Raw genomic sequence first — 21346 nt, 5'->3', positions numbered from 1 at the left:
CGTTTTTTCCTTTTCCTCGACCGTTGCCGCCCCACGCGGCAGGAGCCCTCATGTCCTTCGTCTTCACGCCCCCTTCCATCGTCGGCCTGCCCATCGTCGGCAGCGACAAGCAGTTCCCCGTGCGCCGCGTCTACTGCGTGGGCCGCAACTACGCGGCCCATGCACGCGAGATGGGCTTCGATCCCGACCGCGAGCCGCCGTTCTTCTTCTGCAAGCCCAACGACGACGCCTCGGTGGTGCCGGTGGCCGAGGGCGCGACCGGCGCCATTCCCTATCCGGCGCTGACCGCCAACTACCACTACGAGGCCGAGCTGGTGGTGGCCATCGGCAAGGGCGGCCGCGACATTCCGGTGGAACAGGCCGCGAGCCACATCCACGGCTATGCCGTGGGCCTCGACATGACCCGCCGCGACCTGCAGATGAAGATGCGCGAGCAGGGCCGGCCGTGGGAGATCGGCAAGGCCTTCGACTTCTCGGCGCCGATCGCGCCGCTGCGCACGCTGGCCGAGGTGGGCGAGATCAATGCCGGCGAGATCCGCCTCGAGGTCGACGGCGAGGTGCGCCAGAAGAGCGACATCACGCACCTGATCTGGTCGGTCAACGAAGTGATCGCCAACCTGTCGACCCTGTTCGCGCTGCAGCCCGGCGACCTGATCTTCACCGGCACGCCCGAGGGCGTGGGCGCGGTGAAGCCCGGCCAGACGATCAAGGTCAGCATCGAGCGGCTGCCGTCGCTGAGCGTTCGCATCGACTGAGCGAGCCGCGCATGAGCCCGACCCCTTCCCCCACCGTGCTGCTGGTCGGCGGCGGCATCGGCGGCATGGCCGCCGCGCTGGCGCTGGCGCGCCTGGGCGTGTCGATCGACCTGCTCGAGCAGAGCGCCGCCATCGGCGAGATCGGCGCCGGCCTGCAGCTCGGCCCCAATGCCTTCGCCGCGCTCGACGCGCTGGGCGTGGGCGAGGCGGTGCGCCGGGGCTCGGTGTTCACCGACCGGCTGGTGATGATGGACGCGGTCGACTGCTCGGAGGTGGCCTCGGTGCCGGTCGGCGAGGCCTTCCGCGCGCGCTTTCGCAACCCCTACGCCGTGAGCCACCGCGCCGATCTGCACGGCGCGATCCACGAGGCCGTGAAGCAGCATCCGCTGATCCGCTTCCACACCTCGGCGCAGGTCGAGGCCCTCGACACCCGCGGGGAGGGCGTGGTCGCGGTCACGCGCGACGGCCGGCGCTTCCAGGCCGATGCCATCGTCGGCTGCGACGGCGTGAAGTCGGTGGTGCGCGCCGCGCTGATCGGCGACGCGCCGCGCGTCTCGGGCCACGTGGTCTACCGCGCGGTGGTGCCGGCGGCCGACATGCCGGCGGACCTGCGCTGGAACGCGCCCGTGGTCTGGGCCGGCCCGGACTGCCACCTGGTGCACTACCCGCTGCGCCATGGCGAGCAATACAACCTGGTCGTCACCTTCCACAGCCGCGAGCGCGAGGAATGGGGCGTGACTGACGGCAGCAAGGAAGAGGTGCTGTCGTACTTCGAGGGCGTGCATGCGCGCCCGCGCCAGCTGCTCGATCGCCCGACCTCGTGGCGCCGCTGGAGCACCGCCGACCGCGACCCGGTCGAGCGCTGGAGCGAGGGCGCGGCCACGCTGCTCGGCGATGCCGCGCATCCGATGATGCAGTACCTGGCGCAGGGCGCCTGCATGGCGCTCGAGGACGCGGTGACGCTCGGCGAGGCCGTGAAGGCCTGCGACTTCGACCTGCCGGCCGCCTTCCGGCTCTACGAGGCGGCGCGCGTGGCGCGCACGGCCCGCGTGGTGCTGTCGGTGCGCGAGATGGGCCGGCTCTACCATGCCAAGGGCGTGGAGCGCCTGGTGCGCAACAGCCTCTGGCCGGGCCGCACGCCCGAGCGCTTCTACGATGCGGTCGAGTGGCTTTATGCCTGGCGGCCCGAGCGCTGCCTGGACGACGCGCCCGAGGCGCTGCGCCCGGCGGCACGCACCGAGGCCACCGCGCTTTCGCCGCACTGACACCCGACGCCTTCAAGATCCACAACCATCGAGGCCCCAGGCCCACCGGAGACAAACGACCATGAACTTCCCGCGCGCACTGCTGACCGGCCTTCTCGCCCTGACCTCGCTGGCCATGGCCGGCGGCGCGGCGGCCCAGGCCGGCGACTATCCGAACAAGCCCGTGACGCTGGTCACGCCCTTCGCGGCCGGCAGCGGTCCCGACGCGGTGCTGCGGCTGGTCTCGGACAAGCTCTCGCGGCTGTGGAACCAGCGCGTGCTGATCGACAACCGGCCCGGCGGCGGCGGCTTCATCGCCATCGACCAGGCCCGGCGCGCCGCGCCCGACGGCTACACCCTGCTGCAGCTCGACAGCGAGCACGTGGCCGCGCTGCCGCACCTGTACAAGTCGCGCAACTTCGTGACCTTGCAGCACTTCGACCCGGTGGCCTCGCTGTTCCGCACGCCCTTCTTCGTGGCCGTGGGCAGCGATTCCAAGTGGAAGACCATGGCCGACTTGATCGCCGCCGCCAAGGCCGATCCCGACGCCATCGTCTACGGCTCCTGGGGCGTGGGCAGCCCGGGCCACCTGGGCGCCCAGCAGCTCGAGGCGCTGACCGGCATCCGCATGCGCCACGCGCCCTACCGCGAGGTCTCGCAGCTGTATTCGAACGTGGGCACCGGCGAAGTGCCGTGGGCCTTCGCGAGCATTCCCTCGAGCCAGGGCATCTACAAGGCCGGCAAGCTGCGCTACATCGCCGTGGCCGCGCCCAAGCGCATTCCGCAGATGCCCGAGGTGCCGACCATGGCCGAGGCCGGCGGCCCGGCCGGGCTGGAGGTCAACTCTTTCGTCTCGCTGCTCGCGCCCAAGGGCGTGCCGGCGGCCATCAAGGCGAAGATCAACGCCGACGTGGCGAAGGTCATCGCCGACCCCGAGATCCGCGCCCGTTTCGACACCTTCGCCTTCGAGCCGCTGGCCTGGTCGCCCGAGGAGATCGAGCGCCAGGCCGAGGCCAAGTCCAAGGTCTACGGCGAGCTGGTGCGCAGGGGCAACATCAGCCTCGAATAGCGGCCCGTGCCTTGCTTGGGGCAGTTAAGCTGCCCGCCTGTTTTGACACTTTTTGACATTTCTTCCTCCATGCAAGCCACCAAGAGAGCCCTCCTGATCGCCTGCGGCCTGGCCGCCGCCACGCTGCCGCTGGCCGCGAGCGCGCAGGCGCCCGCCTGGCCCACCAAGCCCATCCGCCTGCTCGTCGGCTTCCCGGGCGGCTCCACGCCCGACATCGCCGCGCGCACCATCGCCGAGCCGCTGTCGAAGGCGCTGGGCCAGCCGATCGTGGTCGACAACAAGCCCGGTGCCTCGGGCAACATCGCGGCCGACACGGTGGCCAAGGCCAGCGACGACCACACGCTGGGCGTCGTCATCAACGGCAACCTCACCTCGTCGAAGCTGCTCTATCCGAAGCTGCCCTACGACCCGGCCAAGGACTTCACCTACCTCTCGCTGCTCGCGACCGCGCCGCTGGTGCTGGTGGCGCAGAACAACCTGCCCTCGGGCGAGGCCTTCTTCGACGCCGGCCGCAAGGCGGGCAACAAGTGGAACTACGGCTCGGTGGGCATCGGCTCGGTCGGCCACCTGGGCATGGAGCTGCTCAAGAGCCGCGTGCCGGGCTTCAACCCCGAGCACGTGCCCTACCAGGGCAATCCGCAGGTCATCACCGGCATGCTCGGCGACCAGATCCAGATGGGCCTGATCCCGCCCGGTGTGGCGATGCCGCAGATCAAGGCCGGCAAGCTCAAGGCCATCGGCCTGACCGCCGGCCGCAGCGCGCTGGTGCCCGAGGTGCCGCCGCTGGCCAATGCCGGCGTGCGCGACTTCAACCTCGAGGTGTGGGTGGCGCTCCTGGGCCCGGCCAACCTCTCGAAGGCCGCGCAGGCGCGCATCGGGCGCGAGCTCGAGGCGGTGATGAAGCAGCCCGAGGTGCGCCAGAAGCTGTTCGAGCAGGGCTGGCAGGCCGTGGGCACCTCGCCCGACGGCATGCGCGCGCGCGTCAACGACGAGGCCGCGATCATGACCAAGATCATCTCGACCAAGGGCATCACTCTCCAATGACGGCTGCAATGACGATGGCCGAGCCGTCGCGTTCGCTGCCGGTGTTCGGCAGCTACGACGTGGTGGTGGTCGGCGGCGGTCCGGCCGGCATCGCCGCCGCCGTGAGCGCCGCGCGCCACGGCGCGAGCACCCTGCTGGTGGAGCGCTACGGCTTCCTCGGCGGCATGGGCACGGCGGGCGGCGTCACCAACTTCGCGGGCCTGTACGGCAAGCGCGGCGGCCAGATGACGCAGCTGGTGCGCGGCGTGGTCGACGAGCTGGTCGAGCGCATCGTCGCGCTCAACGGCATGAACGATCCGCAGGACGGCATGGGCGGGCGCATCCGCGTGCGCTCGTACGACACCTCGGCCTACAAGCTCGCGGCCGACCAGTTGCTCGAGGCGGCCGGCGTGAAGCTGCTGTTCCATGCGCTCGCGGCCTCGGTGATCCACGACGGCGAGCGCATCGCGGCGCTGGTGGTCGAGACCAAGTCGGGCCGGCAGGCGATCCGCGCCAATGCCTTCGTCGATGCCAGCGGCGACGCCGACGTGGCGGCCTTCGCGGGCGTGCCCTTCGAGGTCGGCGACGGCCACGGCAGCGGCCTGTTCCCGACCACCATGTTCCGCATCGGCCAGGTCGACGCGCCGGCCGCGCTCGAGGCGGTGGGCGAGTTCAAGGCCATCAACGACTTCATGGCGCGCGCCGAGGCGAGCAAGCCCGGCGCCTACCGCTTCCCGCGCGAGGGCGCGATCCTGCGGCCCAACAAGGACCCGCGCGAATGGCGCGCCAACGTCACGCAGATCCGCAACGCCCAGGGCCGCGCGATGAACGGCGTCGACGCGCGCGAACTCACTGAGGGCGAGCTCGAGGGCCGGCGCCAGATCGCCGAGTACTTCCGCTTTCTCAAGGCCGAGGTGCCGGGCTTCGCGCAGTCGGCCATCGTCGAGATCGCGCCGCAGGTCGGCATCCGCGAGACGCGGCGCATCCAGGGCCTGTATGCGCTCGAGCGCGAGGACATCCTGTCGTCGGCGAAGTTCGACGACGCCATCGGCCTCAATGCCTGGCCGATGGAGATGCATGCCGATGGCCGCATCGAGTGGGCTTTCCCGCGCGATGCCGACAACGCCTACAACCACCTGCCCTGGCGCATGCTGGTGCCGCGCACGGTCGCCAACCTGCTGGTGGCCGGCCGCTGCGCCTCGATGACGCACGAGGGCCAGTCGGCCGCGCGCGCCAGCGGCGGCTGCTTCGTGATGGGACAGGCCGCGGGCACGGCGGCGGCCACGCTCGGCAGCGGCGCGTTCGCCGACGTGGACGTGGCGGCGCTGCAGGCGAAGCTGGCGGCGGACGGGGTCGACCTGGACCGCTGAGGGGCGCCCGAAGCGCGCGCGACAGCCCCCTGGCCCCATGTTTGCTATCGTTTGCGGTTCTTTCCCGTCCAGACCGCTCCCGATGACCCCCGATCCCGCCACCGCCGCTCGCCTCGTCCAAGACCTCGTCGCCTACATGCAGCTCGAACCGCTGGGCGGCGACCGCTTCCTGGCGCAGAGCGAGGACATCGGCACGCCGGCCGTGTTCGGCGGCCAGGTGCTGGGCCAGTCGCTGATGGCGGCCAACCTCACGGTCGGCGCCGATCGGCCCGTGCATTCGATGCACGCCTACTTCCTGCTGCCGGGCGAGCATGCGCCCATCGAGTACAGCGTGGACCGCGTGCGCGACGGCCGCAGCTTCACCACCCGCCACGTGGTGGCGCGCCAGCAGGAGCGCATCATCTTCGAGATGTCGGCCTCGTTCCAGACCGTGGACGACGGCGTCGAGCACCAGATCGACATGCCCGAGGTGGCCGGCCCCGAGGGCCTGGTCAGCGAGCTCGACCAGCGCATCGCGCTCGGCGACCGGCTGCCCGAGCCCTGGCGCAGCAAGGCGATCGAGCCGCACGGCATCGAGTACCGCCGCGTCCAGCCCGACGACCTGCTCGCGCCGGTGCCGCGGCCCGCGTCCGACAGCGCGATCTGGATGCGCGCGATCGCGCCGCTGCCCGACGACCCGATGGTGCATCGCGCGCTGCTGGCTTACGCTTCCGACCACGGCCTGCTGCGCGCCGCGATGCTGCCGCACGGCCTGAGCTTCATGACCGGCCAGGTGCGGCCCGCGAGCCTCGACCACGCGATGTGGTTCCACCGCGATTTCCGCTTCGACGACTGGCTGCTCTACGTGCTCGATTCGCCGAGCGCGAGCGGCGCGCGCGGCCTGTGCCGCGGCAGCATCTACGCGCGCGACGGCCGGCTCGTGGCCTCGACGGCGCAGGAAGGCATGCTGCGCATCCGGGCGCTGAAGAAGGGGTAGACCCCGGCCTCAGAAGGTGTGGGCGATGCCGAGCTCGAAGCCCGTCGACCGGCCACCCGCGAAGTTGCCCGCGTTGACCACGGGCCCGCCGGGCAGCGCCATGAACGACTGCCCGCGGTTCTCGATGCGTGCCGCCTGGGTGTAGAGCGTGGTGCGCTTCGACAGCGAATGCGCATAGCCCAGCACCCACATCGCACCGCCGTTGCCGTCGACGGGACCGGCCACGGTGCCGGGCGCGAGCTGGGTCGTGACCGTGCCGTACAGACGCGTGCGGCCATGCGAGAGCTGGACCTTGCCGGTCGCCACCGGCACCGTCGCGGCCAGCATCCAGTTCGCCTGCCGGCTGCCGGCCGCGCGGAACTGGCGCCAGGTGCCGGCCAGCCGCACGGCGCCGAAGTCCCAGGCCAGGGTAGCGACCGAATCGTCGAGCCGGTTCGTCGGCGTTCCGGCGCGCAGCTGCACGTCGGAGACCGAGTGCGCGACCGCCGCGCTGAAGGGCCCGCCGGCGTTGTAGCCGAGCCGGATCAGCCGCAGCCGGGCCGCGCCGGTGGCGACGGTCTCGTTCTCGCGCGGGGCCAGGGCCAGCGTGCCCGAGAAGCCATGGAGGCTGGGACTGAAGTACTGCAGCATGTTGCGCGCGTAATGCAAGGTGGTGTCGTTCTTCGAGAGCGGGCCGAACACCGAGCGCAGCGGGCCGTTCTGCAGCGTGTCGTAGAGATTGCCCGAGCTGCCCATGCCGATGTTGAGCCAGGGATCGTTCTCCATCCAGGTGACGTAGACCGGATGGAGGTCGTAGCCCAGGCGCAGCGTGCCCCAGCCGCGGTCGAGGATCTCCACGTAGGAGCCGCGGTTCCAGAACTGGCCCGGCATGCTGGTCGAGCCGACGTTGCCGGTGTCGACGCCGATCAGGGTCTCGAGCTTGATGCCCACGCGCAGGCCGCCGCCGAGGTCTTCCGAGCCGCGGATGCCGAGGCGGCTGGTGCGGTAGCCGCCGCTGGACAGGCTGTCGATCGAGCCGACGCCGCTGTTGCTCACGTGGCGAAAGCCCGCGTCGACGATGCCGTAGAGCGTGAGCGACGACTGCGCATGGGCCTGCGATGCAAGGCCCGCGCACAGGGGCAGCGCGAACCGTAGAGCTCCGAACTTCATGATCTCCTCCTTGGGGTGGCGTGGAATGGGCGACAGCGCTCCGCCCAGGGGCGATGCGCCCCTGGGGTGTCGTTCTTCGCGGCCCGCGGGCCGTGGGTGGGGAAGGCGGCGCCGGTGCGGCGCTAGGGTCCCGGCTTCGGGAAGGCGCGGGCCTTCACTCGGGCGCGGCCTCGGCGGCCACGGGGTTCGACAGCAGGCCCACGCCTTCGATCTCGATCTCGATGCGGTCGCCGGGCTTCATCCACACCGGCGGGTTGCGCGCATAGCCCACGCCCGAGGGCGTGCCCATGGCCACCACGTCGCCGGGCTCGAGCGTCAGCGCCTCGCTCAGCAGCACCAGGGCCTGCGCCACCGTCACCAGCATGTGGTCGGTGCGTTCGCTCTGCATCAGGCCGCCGTTGAGGCGCGATTCGATCCGCAGCCCGCTCGCGCCGGGCGGCAGCGCCGAGGCCGCCACCAGCCAGGGGCCGAAGGCGCCGGTGCCGTCGAAGTTCTTGCCGATGGTCCATTGCGCGGTGCGGCGCTGGTAGTCGCGCAGCGTGCCGTCGTTGAAGCAGGCGTAGCCGGCCACGGCGTCGAGCGCCTGCGCGGGCGTGAGATGCCGGGCGCGGCGGCCGATGACCACGGCGAGCTCGGCCTCGAAGTCGAGCTTGTCGGACACGCGCGGCCGCAGGAGCGGGGCCTCGTGCGCGATCAGCGAGGTGGCGCCGCGCAGGAAGAAGCTCGGGTAGTCGGGCGCGGCATTGCCACCCTCGGCCGCGTGCGCGGCGTAGTTGAGGCCCAGGCAGATCACCTTGCCGGGGCGCGCCACCGGCGTTTCCCAGCGCAGCCGCGCGGGGTCGAGCAGGGTGGCGCGCGACAGCATCGCCGCGCCCGGTCCCGAGGCCACGAGCGCCTGCCAGGCCGTGTCGTGCGCGCCGGCCGGCACCTCGGCACCCAGGCCCCAGAGTTCGCCATGGCGTTCCACCGCCCACTGGAGGACGCCGTCCGCGGGCGTCACGCGTGCATAGCGCGCCATGTCAGAGGCTCCCCGCCGGATGGGCGGCCAGCACCGTGCCGGCCGCTTCGCCGAAACCCACGCGCGCGCGTCCCGGTGCCTCGCACCAGCCGCGCAGGATCAGGCGGTCGCCGTCGTGCAGGAAGGCGCGCCGGTCGTCGCTGTTCGCCAGCGCGATGGGTTCGCGGCCGCGCCGGCTCAGTTCGATCAGGCTGCCGGCCTCGGGCGCGGTCGGCCCCGAGATCGTGCCGGTGCCCAGCAGGTCGCCCGCGCGCAGGTTGCAGCCACCCACCGTGTGGTGCGCGATCATCTGGCCGATGCTCCAGTACTGGTGGCGGAAGTTGGTGCGGCTCAGGCGCGAGGCCGGCTGGCCTTCGGGTTGCAGCCAGGCCTCGAGCTCGATGTCGAACGCGCCCGCGGCGCGATGGCCCGCGGACTCGAGATAGGGCAGCGGCTGCGGATGATCGGCCGGCCGGCGCCAGGGCACGCTGAACGGCGCCAGCGCATCGAGCGTGACGATCCAGGGCGAGAGCGTGGTCGCGAAGTTCTTGGCCTGGAACGGACCCAGCGGCGTCATCTCCCAGGCCTGCACGTCGCGCGCCGACCAGTCGTTGAGCAGGGTGAGGCCGAACACATGGTCCATGGCATGGGCCAGCGCAACGGGCGTGCCGCGCGCGTTGCCCCGGCCGATGACCACGCCGAGCTCGAGTTCGTAGTCGAGCATCTCGCAAGGCCGCAGCACCGGCGGCTCGTCGCTCGAGGGCCGGGCCTGGCCCCAGGGGCGATGGATGCGCTCGCCGCTCACGCCCAATGACGAGCTGCGGCCGTGGTACGCGATCGGCATCCACTGGAAGTTGGGCGCGAGGCCCACGGGCGGATTGCGCAGGCGGCCGCCGTTCTCGGCATGGTGGATCGAGGTGTAGAAGTCGGTGAAGTCGCCGACGCGGATCGGCAGCGCATGTTCGATGTCCGCGAGCGGAACGAGCGCGGCCTGCAGCGCCGCGGCCTTCGGATGCGGCTCCTGCGCATCGAGCAGGCGCACCAGCGTATGGCGCAGCGCGCGCCACGCGGGCGGGCCCAGCGCGAGCAGCTCGTTGAGGGTCGAGCCGCCCGCGGCGCTCGCGGCCTGGCCGGCCAGGCCGTCGAAGCAGCCGCGCGCCTGCGCCTCGGCCAGGCACAGGGCCTGGTCGCCGATCGCGACACCGCCCTGGAACGGGTCGTTGCCGCCCTGGCGGCGGAACACGCCGAACGGCAGGTTCTGCAAGGTGAAGTCGCAGCCGGGCGCATGCGCGGACGCGACGATGCAGCGGCGCGCGGGGTCGTGGGTGAAGTCGAGTGCCATGGAATCCTCGCTGGAGTGGATGGACGGTGCGTGGACGACGATCAGCCCGCGTTCAGGCGCTCGTCGAAGATCGCGACGGCGCGGGTCCAGCCGGCGGAGGCGCCGCGGATCTTGTGCGGGAAGCAGGCGACGTGGAAGCCGTCGGCGGGCAGTGCCTCGAGGTTGTGCAGCTTCTCGAGGTGGCAGTAGCCGATGTCGCGGCCGGCCTTGTGGCCTTCCCAGATCAGGCCCGCGTCGCCGGTCGCCTCGTACTTCTTCGCGGTATGGACGAAGGGCGCGTCCCAGCTCCAGCCATCGGTGCCCGTGAGCCGGATGCCGCGTTCCAGCAGGTACATGGTGGCTTCGTAGCCCATGCCGCAGCCCGAGCTCACGTAGACCGGATCGCCGTAGAGCGCGCCGGCGCGCGTGTTGATCATCACGATCTCGAGCGGCCGCAGCGCATGGCCGATGCGCGCCAATTCGGCCTCCACGTCCTGGGGCTGGACCACGTAGCCGTCGGGCAGGTGGCGGAAGTCGAGCTTCACGCCGGGCTGGAAGCACCACTCGAGCGGCACCTCGTCGATGGTGATCGAGGGCCGGGGCTCGCCGAGCGCCTTGTCCATCGTGCTGTGGAAGTGATAGGGCGCATCGAGGTGCGTACCGTTGTGCGTCGACAGCGACACGCGCTCCACGGCCCAGGCTTCGCCGTCGGGCAGGTCTTCCTTCTGCAGCTTGGGAAAGAAGTTCGTGAGCTGGTGGTGCGAGTTCTGGTGGTGGAAGTACTCGATCTTCGGGCCCTTGCCGGGCGGGTCCGAGAGCACGTCGTTCTCGAGGTAGATGGACAGGTCGACGAACTTGCGATGCATGGCGGTCTCCGGGGTGGGGTTCGTGGGGATGGGGTTCATTCGGGCGCGATGCCGGCCGCGGCCAGTGCCTTGGCCCACAGCGGTTCCTGGTCCTTGATGAAGCGGGCGAACTCGTCGGCCGACATCGGCATCGGCTCGCCGCCGAGGCCGCGCAGGAAGCTCGCGGTGTCCTCGCTCGCGAGGATCTGCTGCAGCGTCTCGTGCAACTTGTCGACCACGGCCTTGGGCGTGCCGACCGGCACGACGAAGCCGCTCCAGCCCGTGAACTCGGTGGCGCCGGGCAGCACCTCGCGCAGGGTGGGAACGTCGGGCAGCAGCGCGGAGCGTTGCGCCGAGGTGACCGCCAGCGCCTTGAGCTTGCCGGCGCGGATCTGCGGCAGCACCGCGCCGAGGTCGGTGAACAGCAGCGGCATCTCGCCCGAGAGGGTTTCGACCACCGCCTGCGGGCCGCTCTTGTAGGGCACGGCCACGATGTCGATGCCCGACGCCTGCTTCACGCTCGCGCCCGCCACCGCGCCGGTGGCATGCGAGTAGGCGTACGACAGCTTGCCCGGGTTCGCGCGCGCATAGGCCAGCATCTCGGCGAAGCTGCCGAACGCGCTGCCGCGGGAGTTCGTGACGACCGCGGACGGTATCTGGAACAGGCTCGCCACCGGCACCATGTCCTTGCGCGGATCGAAGGGCAGGCGCTTGAACATGTGCAGCGCCGCCACCGTGTTGGTGTTCGAGATCTGCGTGATCGTGTAGCCGTCGGGCGCGGCGCGCAGCCCCTGGGCGAGACCGATGGTGCCCGCCGCGCCGACCACGTTGTCGACCACGAAGGGCTTGCCGAGCGCCAGGCTCATCTTGTGGGCGAGGTGGCGCGTGACCGCGTCCGCCGTGCCGCCGGCCGGGAACGGCAGGATCAGCCGCACGGGCCTGGCCGGGTAGGCCTGGGCCCAGCAGCCCAGCGCGGGAAGGCCGAGCGCGAGTGCCGTGAGACTGGCGCGAAGCCAGCCCCGGCGTTGCATCGAAGAAATCATGTCTCCTGCTCCTTGTGGTTGCCGGCGCTTCGAGGCTGCCGGTCAGGGTTGATCGAAGGTCTAGACGCCCAATCCGGGCATGCCGCTCGGCAGGCCCAGCCGCACCCGGCCATAGGCCGGGCCCGACACGTCCCACTGCAGGCCGAACTGCGCGGCGCCCGCATGCACGTCGCGCCACATGCGCTGGATCGGATCGGTCTCCTGCAGGCCGGCGCCGCCGGTGCCCGCGAACACCAGGTCGACGGCCTGCGTGACGAGGCGCGCGCAGAAGGCCGAGTCGCGCCGCAGGCGCGCGCCGAGGGCACCGGGGATGGCGGGATGGCTCTCGAGCGAATCCATCGCATCGCACCAGCTGCGCCGCGCGACGAGCTGCGCCGTGTCGAGCAGCGCCTCGACATGGGCGACGCGGTCCTGCACGCCCGGCAGCTCGGCCTGGCTGCGCGCGCCGACCGTGGTCTTGCGCTGCCGCGTGCGTTCGACGTACTCGTTGGCCGCCGCGCGCGCGGCGCCGAGCAGCACCGGCAGCAGCACGAAGCCGCCGACGCCCTGCATGGTCACGCGGAACAGCGGCGCCGCGTGCAGGGCCAGGCCTGGCGCCTGCGCGGCGGCGACCTCGTCGAAGGACAGGCTGCGGTAGCCCGGCACGAAGGCCTTGCCGACGCCGACGTCCTTGCTGCCGGTGGCGCGCAGGCCCACCACGTGCCAGGTGTCGAGCACCTCGTAGTCCTCGCGCGGCAGCAGGAAGTAGCGCGGCCGCGGCGGCTCGCCGGGCGCGTCGCTGGCCATGGCGCCGAGCACGCACCAGCCGCAGGGATCGATGCCGCTGGAGAACGGCCACTGCCCCTCGAGTTCGTAGCCGCCATCGACCTGGCGCGCCGTGCCGCGCGCGAAGATGTACGAGGAGCCGACCAGCGTGTCGGGCGAGGGGCCCCAGACCTCCTGCTGCGCCCGGTCCGGCCAGAGCGCGAGGAACTGGTGGTGATAGGCCAGGTTCGACAGCACCCAGGCGCTCGAGGCGCAGCCCTGCGCGATCTCCGCGCAGATGTCGAAGAAATCGGCCGGGTGCAGCTCGGCGCCGCCCACGCGTGCCGGCTGCAGCGCGCGGAACAGGCCCGCGCGATGGAAGTCGTCGATGGTCTCGTCGGGCACGCGGCGCAACCGCTCGGCCTGCGCGGCGCGTTGTCGCAGCACGGGCTGGAGTTCGCGCGCGCGCCGCAGCAGTTCGCTGGCGGCGGTGTCGGATGAAGTGCGGGAGGGAGCCTGTGTTTGCATGGTGGACGCGGCGGGTGGTGAGTCGTTGTGACCGGATGCTAGTGATAGAACTATCAATTATTGATAGGGTTATCACCATGCGTGCGGGCATCCAACGCATCCTGAATCAATTGTTAATGCCTTGGATGAGGCATCTAGCCTGCAGGTGCCTCGAAAGGCGGCAGGATATTTTGGTGATAACCCTATAAAGAAAAATCGGGCCGCTCGATACGATCGCCCGAGGCCGGCAATCGCGCCCCAGGCCACTCACGGGAGTTCTTCATGGGCATTCGCAGACTCGAACACTTCAACATCCGCACCGAACGGCTCGAGGCCACGCTGGATTTCTATACGCGCGTGCTGCTGCTGCGCGACGGGCCGCGGCCCGGTAATCCGCCGCGCGCGACCGGCGCCTGGCTCTACGACGCGGACGACGTGCCCGTGGTCCATGTCACGGCCTTCGACCGCAACGACGCGCAGCGGCTGGCCTGGATCAACGACTACCTGGGCCCGCGCGATCCCGATTCGCTGCACGGCAGCGGGGCCATCGACCACGTGGCGCTGCTGGCCGAGGGCTACGAGGACACCATCGCGCGCTGCCAGGCGCTCGGCGTGCCGTACCGCGAACGGCTGGTCGCGGCGCTCGACCTGCGGCAGATCTTCGTCACCGATCCCAACGGGATCTCGATCGAACTCAACTACCGCTGAGCCGCCACGCCATGCACGCAGCCACCCCTTCCGCCATCGACCGCCGGCAGTTGCGCGACGTCTTCGGCGCCTACATCACGGGCGTCGCCGTCATCACCACGCTCGACGCCGAGGGCCGCCCCTGCGGCGTGACGGCCAACTCCTTCAGCTCGGTGTCGCTCGATCCGCCGCTGGTGCTCTGGAGCCAGGCGCTCAATGCGCGCAGCTTCCCCGCCTTCAGCCGGCACGAGCGCTTCGTCGTGAACGTGCTCGCGAAGCACCAGCGCGAGCTCTCGCAGCGCTTCGCGACGCCCGGTGCCGACAAGTTCGCAGGCGTCGATTGCCGCCCGGGCCTCGGCGGCCTGCCGATCCTCGCGGACTGCTGCGCCCATTTCGAATGCCGCAAGGTCACGACCTGGCCCGGCGGCGACCACGCGGTGTTCCTGGGACTGATCGAGCGTTTCGAACGCTCGGCCGCCGAGGGCCTGGCCTTCGGCGGCGGCCGCTACCTGGTCACGCGGGCCCATGCGGAGGCGGCGGGCGCACCCGGGTGAACTGGTATCGTGCCGGCTCCCGCCGCACCGGCACCGGCCACCTTCCCAGCGATCTCGCATGCCTCGCGCCCCTTCCGCCTCCAGACCCTCGGATTCCGCGGCCCCCGCCACCGGCGGCGTGGTGCGCCTGCGGCGCGCCGACCGCGAGCGCGAGATCGTGCAGGGAGCGATCCAGTACTTCGCCGACGTCGGCTTCGCGGGCGACACCACCGGCCTGGCGCGCCAGCTCGGCGTGGCGCAGCCGCTGCTCTACCGCTACTTCCAGAACAAGGAGGCGCTGATCGAGCGCGTGTTCCAGGAGACCTTCCTGTCGAACTGGAATCCGCTGTGGGAGGAAATGATCCTCGCGCCCGAGCAGGCCGTCGCGCAGCGCCTGCTCGACTTCCACCGCGACTTCGCGCGCGTGCACCTGCGGCGCGAACGCGTGCGGCTGTCGCTGTTCTTCGCGCTGCACGGCTGGGACATGTCGCCGTATTTCCGCGTCATGCGCCAGCGCGTCTACGAACCGATCGCGCTGTCGCTGCGCCAGTACACGGAAGCCGGCCGCGACGGCCAGCCTTTCGCGGTGCAGGAGATCGAACTCGCGAAGACGGTGGTCGAGAAGATCCAGTACCACGGCATCCGCCAGTGGGTCTACGGCCTGCCGGTGCCCGAGATCGAGCCCGTGATCCAGGCCAGCGTGGCCAGCCTGCTCGACGGCGTGGGCGCGGTGCTGGGCAAGCCGGCGGCCAAGTCCTCGTGAGCGCGGGCGCCTTCTAGGCGCCGTTGCTCAGGGCCAGCGGCGGATCCTGCGCGACCGCGCTGCCCGCGCGCTCGTCGAGCACGCGCTGGTAGTTGTCGCGCAGCAGGATGCCCGCGTAGTACACGTGCTCGCGCATGAGCTGCTCGGCGCGCGCCGCGTCGCCGTCGATCACGGCCTGCACGATGCGGTGGTGGTCGTCGTGCGAACGCAGGATCACGCCGTGGTCGTGCCACAGCATGATGCGGTCGGAGGCGAAGGGCACGGCCTGCGCCTGCGCGCCGAAGCGCACCACCCACGGGTTGCGCGCGCCCTGCATCAGCGTGTTGTGCAGCGTCACGTTCATCTGCTGGTAGGGCGCGAGGTCGTCGAGCAGCAGCTGTCCCTTGGCCAGGATCTCGTCGCCGGTGCGCAGGCAGTCGCGCAGCAGCGCGGCGGTCGCGTCGTCCACGCCGAGCGCCGCGAAGCGCCGGCAGGCCAGGCCCTCGAGCACCGAGCGCACCTCGTAGGCGGCCAGGATGTCCTCGAGCGCGAAGGCGCGCACCAGGTAGCCCTTCTTCGGCTGGTGATCGATCAGCCCTTCCATCGCCAGCGCGGCGAGCGCGGCGCGCACCGGCGTGCGCGACACCTTGAGGGTCTCGGCGATCGGCACCTCCTCCACCCGCGTGCCCGGCGTGAGCCGTCCGTGCAGGATCCAGGTGCGCAGCGTCTCGGTGACTTGTTGGGAGAGTGTGTCCATGTCAGGTATACATGATGCCGTGGAAACTGGTTCAATAGTCGTCGAATAAGGGAAAACGAGGGCGTCCAAAGATGGGCATGTATACACAATGCGGTCCTCGATTCACTTTCACGCCGCATCCGACGCGGCTTCGGAGACCTCGCATCCCATGGCGGAACATCATGCACAAGCCCCCGGCCGGCTGGCCCTCGTGACCGGCGGCGGCCGCGGCATCGGCGAGGCCGTGTGCCGGCGCCTCGCGGCCAGCGGCCTGCGCGTCGTCGTGGCCGACATCGACGGCGACAACGCGCGCGCCGTGGCCGCCTCGCTCGGCGCGGGCCACCATGCGCGCCAATTCGACGTGAGCGACGAGGCCGCGGTCGAGGCCGCCTTCGAGGACATCGAGGCCGGCATCGGCCCGGTCGGCGTGGTGGTCTGCGTGGCCGGCCTGCTGCTGATGCCCGGCGGCGAGCGCTCGCCGATCAAGGACACCTCGCTCGAGGACTGGGAGCGCACCTTCGCCGTGAACGCGCGCGGCGTGTTCCTCTGCGGCCGCGCCTACCTGCGCCGGCGCGAGGCGCAGCCGGTGGCGCACGGGCGCATCGTCACCTTCGGCTCGGTGGCCGCGCAGCTCGGCGGCTACCGCTCGAGCGCCACCTACATCGGCGCCAAGGCCGCGGTGCTGGGCCTGACCAAGGCCATGGCGCGCGAGTCGGCGCACCTGGGCGTGACCGTCAACTCGGTCGCGCCGGGCCTGATCGACACCGAGATGCTGCGCGGCACCGTGCAGAGCAGCGGCGCGCTGACGGCCGCGGCCGCCAACATCCCGCTCGGGCGCATCGGCACGGTGGACGACGTGGCCGGCGCGGTCGACTACCTGGTGTCGGAGCAGGCGGCGTACATCACGGGCAACGTGATCGACGTCAACGGCGGCTACCGCATGCAGTAACGCCCGGCGCCGGCGACCGGGCGGCGCCTTTCACTCACCCATACCAACGGAGACAACGTCATGAAAAAGAACTTCCTCGCCCTGGCATTCGGCGCCGCGCTGTGCGCGCTGGCGGCCAATGCCGCCGCGCAGGCCGAACCCGGCCTGACCGACAAGACCATCAAGATCGGCATGTTCTCGCCGATGTCGGGTGCGTCGATGAACTACGGCTTCGACGTCATCAACGCCGCGAAGATGTACTACGACAAGGTCAACAAGGAAGGCGGCGTGAACGGCCGCAAGATCGAGCTCGTGGTGGAGGACGACCGCTGCAACGCCAACGACCTGCTGGCCGCGGTCAAGAAGCTCACCGAGCAGGACCAGGTGTTCCTGCTCAACGGCGGCTCCTGCTCGGCCGCCGTGGTCGGCGCGCGCGAATACGTCGAGCGCGCGAAGATCCCGCTGGTGATGCTCAACGCCTCGGGCGACGGCGCGCTGTATCCGCCTTCCAAGTACATCTACGGCGCGTTCTCGATCTCGCAGCATGCGGTCGGCGGCTCGATGGTGCAGTTCGCGAGCGAGCACCTGAAGGCGAAGAAGATCGGCTACATCAACCACGACGACGCCTACGGCGGCTGGAACCTCGAGTCGGCCCAGGCGCAGGCCAAGGCGCTCGGCGGCGTCGACCTGCAAGTGCAGTCGGTCAACCCGAACATCACCGACGTCACGGCGCCGATGCTCAAGATCAAGGCCGCCAACCCCGACGTGCTGCTGCTGACCACCTACGCGCGGCCCGTGAGCCTGATCGTCAAGCGCGCCTTCGAGCTCGGCTTCAACAAGCCGATCGTGCTGGCCGTGAACTCCACCGCCGACCTCAAGCAGCTGGTGGAGAACGTCGGCAACAAGGACGCCTTCAAGAACGTCTACATCCAGGAAGTGCTGGCCGACGTGCCCGGCGGTCCCAAGCTCAAGTGGGTCTACGACATGTACAAGGCCGCCTACCCCGAGCTGGCCGCCAAGCCCGGCTACCCGCAGACCTACATGCCCTACGGCATTCCCTCGGCCATGGCGGTGGTCAATGCGCTGAAGGCGGCCGGCCCCAGCCCCACGCGCGAGAAGGTGCTGACGGCGCTGTCGACCATGAAGTTCGACTCCGGCGTGATGGCCGGCCCGATCGAGTTCGGTCCCGACGACCGCGCGGCGCAGGAGGCGGCCATCTACATCAAGTTCGACGCAACCAACATGACGCTCGTGCCCGGCAGCTACAAGAGCGTGTGGAAGTACAAGCCCTGAGGGCGGCTGCGATCCCATGAGCCTTTCCGACATCTGGCTGTTCGTGCAGCAGGGCGTGCTGTCCGGCATCGTCACCGGCAGCGTCTACGCGCTGCTCGCGGTGGCGATCGTCATGGTCTTCAAGACCACCGACGTGCCCAACTTCTCGCAGGGCGAGATCTTCATGGCCGGCGGCTACCTCGCGCTGTTCCCGCTGGTGGTGTGGGGCTGGCCCTACTGGGGCGCGGTGCTCGCGAGCCTCGCGGTCACGGCGCTCGTGGCCGCGCTGTTCCAGCGCGTGGTGATGCAGCGCGTGACCGCCTCGCGCGGCGTCGGCGTGCAGCTCGTGATCGCCACGCTGGGCTTCGCCTACCTGCTCAAGGGCCTGGTGCGCAAGACCGGGCTGGGCGACACGCCGCGCTCGCTGCCCTCGCTGGTGCCGCAGGACCCGATCACCATCGGCCAGGCCTCGCTCACGCTGCTCGATCTCGCGATCTTCGGCACCGCCGTGGTGGTGATGGTGCTGCTGTACCTGATGTTCACGCGCACCCGCACCGGCCAGGCCATGCGCGCGGTCGGCATGAACCCGCGCGGCGCGCAGATCGTGGGCGTGAAGCTGGGCACCATCCGCATGAAGATCTGGGCCCTGACCGGGCTGCTCTCGGCCATCGCGGCACTGCTGATCACGCCCAAGATCCTGATCACGCCCGACATCGGCCACATCGCGATCCTGGCCTACGCGGCCGCCATCGTCGGCGGCTTCACCAGCCTGCCGGGCGCGGTGGTCGGCGGCTTCGTCATCGGCATCGTCGAGAACCTGGTGGGGCTGTTCGTCTCGTCCAACGCCATCGTGGTCGCGCCCTTCGTCGCGATCATGGTGGTGCTGCTGGTGCGGCCGCAGGGCCTGTTCGGCGGCAAGCCGCAGGTGAAGAAGGTATGAGCATGCAGACCACTTCTCCCTGGTGGGATCGCGGCGTGCTGCTCGCCATGGCCGCGGTGCTCGCGGTGCTGCCCTTCGCGGCCAGCGGCTACGTGCTCTACGTGGTCAACCTGCTGATGGTGTTCAGCGTGCTCGCGCTCGGCATGCACCTGGTGATCGGCGAGACCGGCCAGTTCGCGCTCTCGCACGCGGCCTTCTTCGGCATCGGCATCTACACGGCCGGGCTCATCAACAACCAGTGGCAGCCGCCGTTCGTGGTGTCGATCCTCGCGGGCGCGCTGCTCGCGGCCGCGCTGGGCTGGGTCATCGGCCTGCTGGCGCTGCGCATGCGCGACATCTACCTGGCGCTCGCCACCTTCGCCTTCGGCGAGGCGATGCAGTGGGTGTTCCTCAACTGGGAGCAAGTGACCAACGGTTCGAACGGCCTGCAGATGAAGCCGGCCGCGCTCGGCGGCCTGCGGCTGATGAACGACCTGCAGGCCTATCCCTTCGTGGTCGCGATCGCGGCGCTGATGCTGTGGCTCACGGTGGCGCTGTCGCGCTCGCGGCTGGGCTCGTCGTTCCGCGCGGTGCGCGAGAGCGACGTGGCGGCGATCGCGATGGGCGTGAACACGCGCGCGGTCAAGGTCACGGCCTTCGTGCTGTCGGCGGCCTTCGCGGGCGTGGCCGGCGGCATGTACACGCTGTTCACCTCCTTCATCCATCCCGAGAGCCTGGGCTTCCAGACCACCATCCTGATCCTCACCATGGTGGTGGTCGGCGGGCTGGGCTCGGTGCGCGGCGCGGTGGCGGGCGCCATCGTGTTCGGCCTGGCCTCGGAGCTGCTGCGCCAGGCACCGTCCTACCAGGAGATCATCTACGGCGGCATCCTGATGCTGTTCATGATGTTCCTGCCCAAGGGCATGGCCTCGCTGTTCGCGGCGCGCAAGGCCACGCGCCGCGCGGCCCCGGCGGGAGGCGCGCGATGAGCACGAGTGCTTTCCTCGACGTGCGCGACATCAGCGTGGTGTTCGGCGGCCTCAAGGCGGTCAACGGCCTGTCGTTCCAGGTCGAGCAGGGCCGCATCCACGCGCTGATCGGACCCAACGGCGCCGGCAAGTCGACCACCTTCAACTGCATCTCGCGCTTCTACACGCCGAGCAGCGGCAGCGTCGTCTTCGAGGGCCGCGAGCTCACGCGCGTGTCGCCCTACCGCATGGCCTCGCTGGGCATCGCGCGCACCTTCCAGAACCTCGAGCTGTTCGCCGAACTCTCGGTGCTCGAGAACGTGCTGCTCGGCACCCATGCGCGCGGCACCGGCACGCTGGGCCGGCTGCTGCGCCGCCCCGACCGCGAGACCGAGGACTTCGCGCTGCACCTGCTCGAGCGCGTGGGCCTGGCCGACGAGCGCCACCAGCCGGCGCGCGACCTCGACTTCGGCCGCCAGAAGCTGCTCGAGCTGGCGCGCGCGCTGGCCATCAAGCCGAAGCTGCTGCTGCTCGACGAGCCCGCGGCCGGCCTGCGCAACCGCGAGATCGAGAGCCTGGACCGGCTGCTCAAGGAGCTGGTGGCGCGCGACGGCATCACGGTGCTGCTGGTCGAGCACGTGATGCAGCTCGTGATGTCGATCTCGGACCGCATCACCGTCATGGCCTTCGGCGAGAAGATCGCCGAGGGCACGCCCGCGCAGATCGGCAGCGACGCGCGCGTGATCGAGGCCTATCTGGGCAAGGGAAGTGCAAAGGGGGCCGCGCATGGCTGAATCGCTGTTGTCGTTGCGTGCCATCTCGGCCGCCTACGGCCGCATCCAGGCGCTGAGCCATGTGTCGGTCGACGTGCCCGAGGGCGAGATCGTCGCGCTGCTCGGCAGCAACGGCGCGGGCAAGACCACCACGCTCAACTGCATCTCGAACATCGTCGACTGCACCGAGGGCGAGGTGCGGCTGGCCGGCGAGCGCATCGACCGGCTGGGCTCCGACGCGCTGGTCCAGCGCGGCATCGTGCAGGTGCCCGAGGGCCGGCAGGTGTTTCGCGACATGAGCGTGCGCGAGAACCTCGACCTCGGCGCCTACCTGCGCCGCGACCGCGCGGGCATCCGCAACGACCTCGAGGCCGTGTATGCGATGTTCCCGCGCCTCAAGGAGCGCCAGGGCCAGATGGCGGCGACGCTGTCGGGCGGCGAGCAGCAGATGCTCGCGATCGGCCGTGCCGTGATGGCGCGCCCGCGCGTGATGCTGTTCGACGAGCCCTCGATGGGCCTGTCGCCGCTGCTGGTGGAGCAGATGTTCGAGATCATCGAGCGGCTGCACCGCGAACAGAAGATCACCATCCTGCTGGTCGAGCAGAACGTGCAGCTCGCGCTCGCGGTGTCGAGCTACGGCTACATCCTCGAGAACGGCGAGATCTCGCTGCACGGCCCGGCCGCGCAGCTGGCCAACGACGAGGCCGTGCGCCGCGCCTACCTCGGCGTCTGAACGGCGCCGCTT

The 21346-nt window shown here is 70.5% G+C and carries 22 protein-coding genes; 15 read left to right on the top strand and 7 right to left on the bottom strand.

All coding sequences use genetic code 11. The features are described 5' to 3' along the window. The first annotated feature begins 50 nt into the window (after positions 1-50). The 6 genes from AC07PU_RS35085 (at position 51) to AC07PU_RS35060 (ending at position 6437) form a co-directional block, all read left to right on the top strand. Entirely contained in the window at positions 51-755 is a 705-nt protein-coding gene (locus tag AC07PU_RS35085) for a fumarylacetoacetate hydrolase family protein (protein WP_093354263.1), read from the top strand. Positions 756-766: 11 nt separating this feature from the next. Further along, entirely contained in the window at positions 767-2020 is a 1254-nt protein-coding gene (locus tag AC07PU_RS35080; RefSeq protein WP_495322762.1) for a 3-hydroxybenzoate 6-monooxygenase, read from the top strand. A gap of 61 nt (positions 2021-2081) precedes the next feature. Next, positions 2082-3068: a Bug family tripartite tricarboxylate transporter substrate binding protein gene (locus AC07PU_RS35075; RefSeq protein ID WP_398492391.1), complete on the top strand. Its 987-nt coding sequence runs from the start codon at positions 2082-2084 to the stop codon at positions 3066-3068. A 69-nt stretch (positions 3069-3137) separates the two neighbouring features. Continuing rightward, entirely contained in the window at positions 3138-4112 is a 975-nt protein-coding gene (locus AC07PU_RS35070; RefSeq protein ID WP_093354271.1) for a Bug family tripartite tricarboxylate transporter substrate binding protein, read from the top strand. Then, the gene (locus tag AC07PU_RS35065; protein WP_495322760.1) at positions 4109-5461 is read left to right on the top strand and encodes an FAD-dependent oxidoreductase; all 1353 of its coding nucleotides are present in this window, start codon (positions 4109-4111) and stop codon (positions 5459-5461) included. Before AC07PU_RS35070 ends, AC07PU_RS35065 begins: the two co-directional genes overlap by 4 nt. 82 nt (positions 5462-5543) lie before the next feature. Beyond that, entirely contained in the window at positions 5544-6437 is an 894-nt protein-coding gene (locus AC07PU_RS35060) for an acyl-CoA thioesterase (protein ID WP_495322759.1), read from the top strand. A gap of 9 nt (positions 6438-6446) precedes the next feature. On the opposite strand, the gene AC07PU_RS35055 is transcribed toward AC07PU_RS35060, so the two are convergent. The 6 genes from AC07PU_RS35055 to AC07PU_RS35030 form a co-directional block, all read right to left on the bottom strand. Beyond that, complete coding sequence (locus AC07PU_RS35055; protein ID WP_495322758.1) at positions 6447-7586, bottom strand: porin; 1140 nt, start codon at positions 7584-7586, stop codon at positions 6447-6449. A 154-nt stretch (positions 7587-7740) separates the two neighbouring features. Beyond that, positions 7741-8604, bottom strand: a complete 864-nt coding sequence (locus AC07PU_RS35050; protein ID WP_495322756.1) for a fumarylacetoacetate hydrolase family protein — start codon at positions 8602-8604, stop codon at positions 7741-7743. Between the two features lies 1 nt (position 8605). Further along, positions 8606-9925, bottom strand: coding sequence for a fumarylacetoacetase (gene fahA, locus AC07PU_RS35045; RefSeq protein WP_495322755.1), 1320 nt, complete (start codon positions 9923-9925; stop codon positions 8606-8608). Positions 9926-9966: 41 nt separating this feature from the next. Beyond that, positions 9967-10770: a cyclase family protein gene (locus tag AC07PU_RS35040; protein ID WP_495322754.1), complete on the bottom strand. Its 804-nt coding sequence runs from the start codon at positions 10768-10770 to the stop codon at positions 9967-9969. A gap of 35 nt (positions 10771-10805) precedes the next feature. Then, the gene (locus AC07PU_RS35035; protein WP_495322752.1) at positions 10806-11792 is read right to left on the bottom strand and encodes a Bug family tripartite tricarboxylate transporter substrate binding protein; all 987 of its coding nucleotides are present in this window, start codon (positions 11790-11792) and stop codon (positions 10806-10808) included. 60 nt (positions 11793-11852) lie between these two features. Continuing rightward, entirely contained in the window at positions 11853-13064 is a 1212-nt protein-coding gene (locus tag AC07PU_RS35030; RefSeq protein ID WP_495322751.1) for an acyl-CoA dehydrogenase family protein, read from the bottom strand. A 261-nt stretch (positions 13065-13325) separates the two neighbouring features. Here AC07PU_RS35030 and AC07PU_RS35025 point away from each other — a divergent pair, with 261 nt between their 5' ends. Genes AC07PU_RS35025 through AC07PU_RS35015 form a run of 3 tightly spaced genes read left to right on the top strand, consistent with a single transcriptional unit; the run spans position 13326 to position 15026 of the window. After that, complete coding sequence (locus AC07PU_RS35025) at positions 13326-13751, top strand: VOC family protein (RefSeq protein WP_296779026.1); 426 nt, start codon at positions 13326-13328, stop codon at positions 13749-13751. A gap of 11 nt (positions 13752-13762) precedes the next feature. Then, positions 13763-14284, top strand: coding sequence for a flavin reductase family protein (locus tag AC07PU_RS35020; protein WP_495322750.1), 522 nt, complete (start codon positions 13763-13765; stop codon positions 14282-14284). 58 nt (positions 14285-14342) lie between these two features. Beyond that, a complete protein-coding gene (locus AC07PU_RS35015) occupies positions 14343-15026 on the top strand; it encodes a TetR/AcrR family transcriptional regulator (RefSeq protein ID WP_495322749.1) in 684 nt (227 codons plus the stop codon). A 13-nt stretch (positions 15027-15039) separates the two neighbouring features. Here AC07PU_RS35015 and AC07PU_RS35010 read toward each other — a convergent pair whose 3' ends face one another. Beyond that, entirely contained in the window at positions 15040-15762 is a 723-nt protein-coding gene (locus AC07PU_RS35010) for a GntR family transcriptional regulator (RefSeq protein ID WP_203203138.1), read from the bottom strand. A 148-nt stretch (positions 15763-15910) separates the two neighbouring features. Between AC07PU_RS35010 and AC07PU_RS35005 the strand changes: the two genes are divergently transcribed. The 6 genes from AC07PU_RS35005 to AC07PU_RS34980 are packed head-to-tail and all read left to right on the top strand — an operon-like array spanning position 15911 to position 21334. After that, positions 15911-16690 carry an SDR family NAD(P)-dependent oxidoreductase gene (locus AC07PU_RS35005; RefSeq protein WP_495322748.1) on the top strand — a complete coding sequence of 260 codons (780 nt, stop codon included), beginning with the start codon at positions 15911-15913 and terminating at the stop codon, positions 16688-16690. Between the two features lie 60 nt (positions 16691-16750). Beyond that, positions 16751-17962: an ABC transporter substrate-binding protein gene (locus tag AC07PU_RS35000; RefSeq protein ID WP_495322747.1), complete on the top strand. Its 1212-nt coding sequence runs from the start codon at positions 16751-16753 to the stop codon at positions 17960-17962. A 16-nt stretch (positions 17963-17978) separates the two neighbouring features. Next, positions 17979-18881: a branched-chain amino acid ABC transporter permease gene (locus AC07PU_RS34995; RefSeq protein WP_208507742.1), complete on the top strand. Its 903-nt coding sequence runs from the start codon at positions 17979-17981 to the stop codon at positions 18879-18881. A 2-nt stretch (positions 18882-18883) separates the two neighbouring features. After that, complete coding sequence (locus AC07PU_RS34990; protein WP_208507741.1) at positions 18884-19849, top strand: branched-chain amino acid ABC transporter permease; 966 nt, start codon at positions 18884-18886, stop codon at positions 19847-19849. Continuing rightward, complete coding sequence (locus tag AC07PU_RS34985) at positions 19846-20622, top strand: ABC transporter ATP-binding protein (RefSeq protein WP_093354313.1); 777 nt, start codon at positions 19846-19848, stop codon at positions 20620-20622. The genes AC07PU_RS34990 and AC07PU_RS34985 overlap by 4 nt, the downstream gene beginning before the upstream one ends. After that, complete coding sequence (locus AC07PU_RS34980) at positions 20615-21334, top strand: ABC transporter ATP-binding protein (protein ID WP_057594693.1); 720 nt, start codon at positions 20615-20617, stop codon at positions 21332-21334. The genes AC07PU_RS34985 and AC07PU_RS34980 overlap by 8 nt, the downstream gene beginning before the upstream one ends. Positions 21335-21346 lie beyond the last annotated feature (12 nt).

The organism is Variovorax sp. GW821-FHT10D07 (assembly GCF_059415325.1).
Note: the sequence above shows the minus strand (reverse complement) of the source record. Positions and strands in the feature narration are given on the sequence as shown.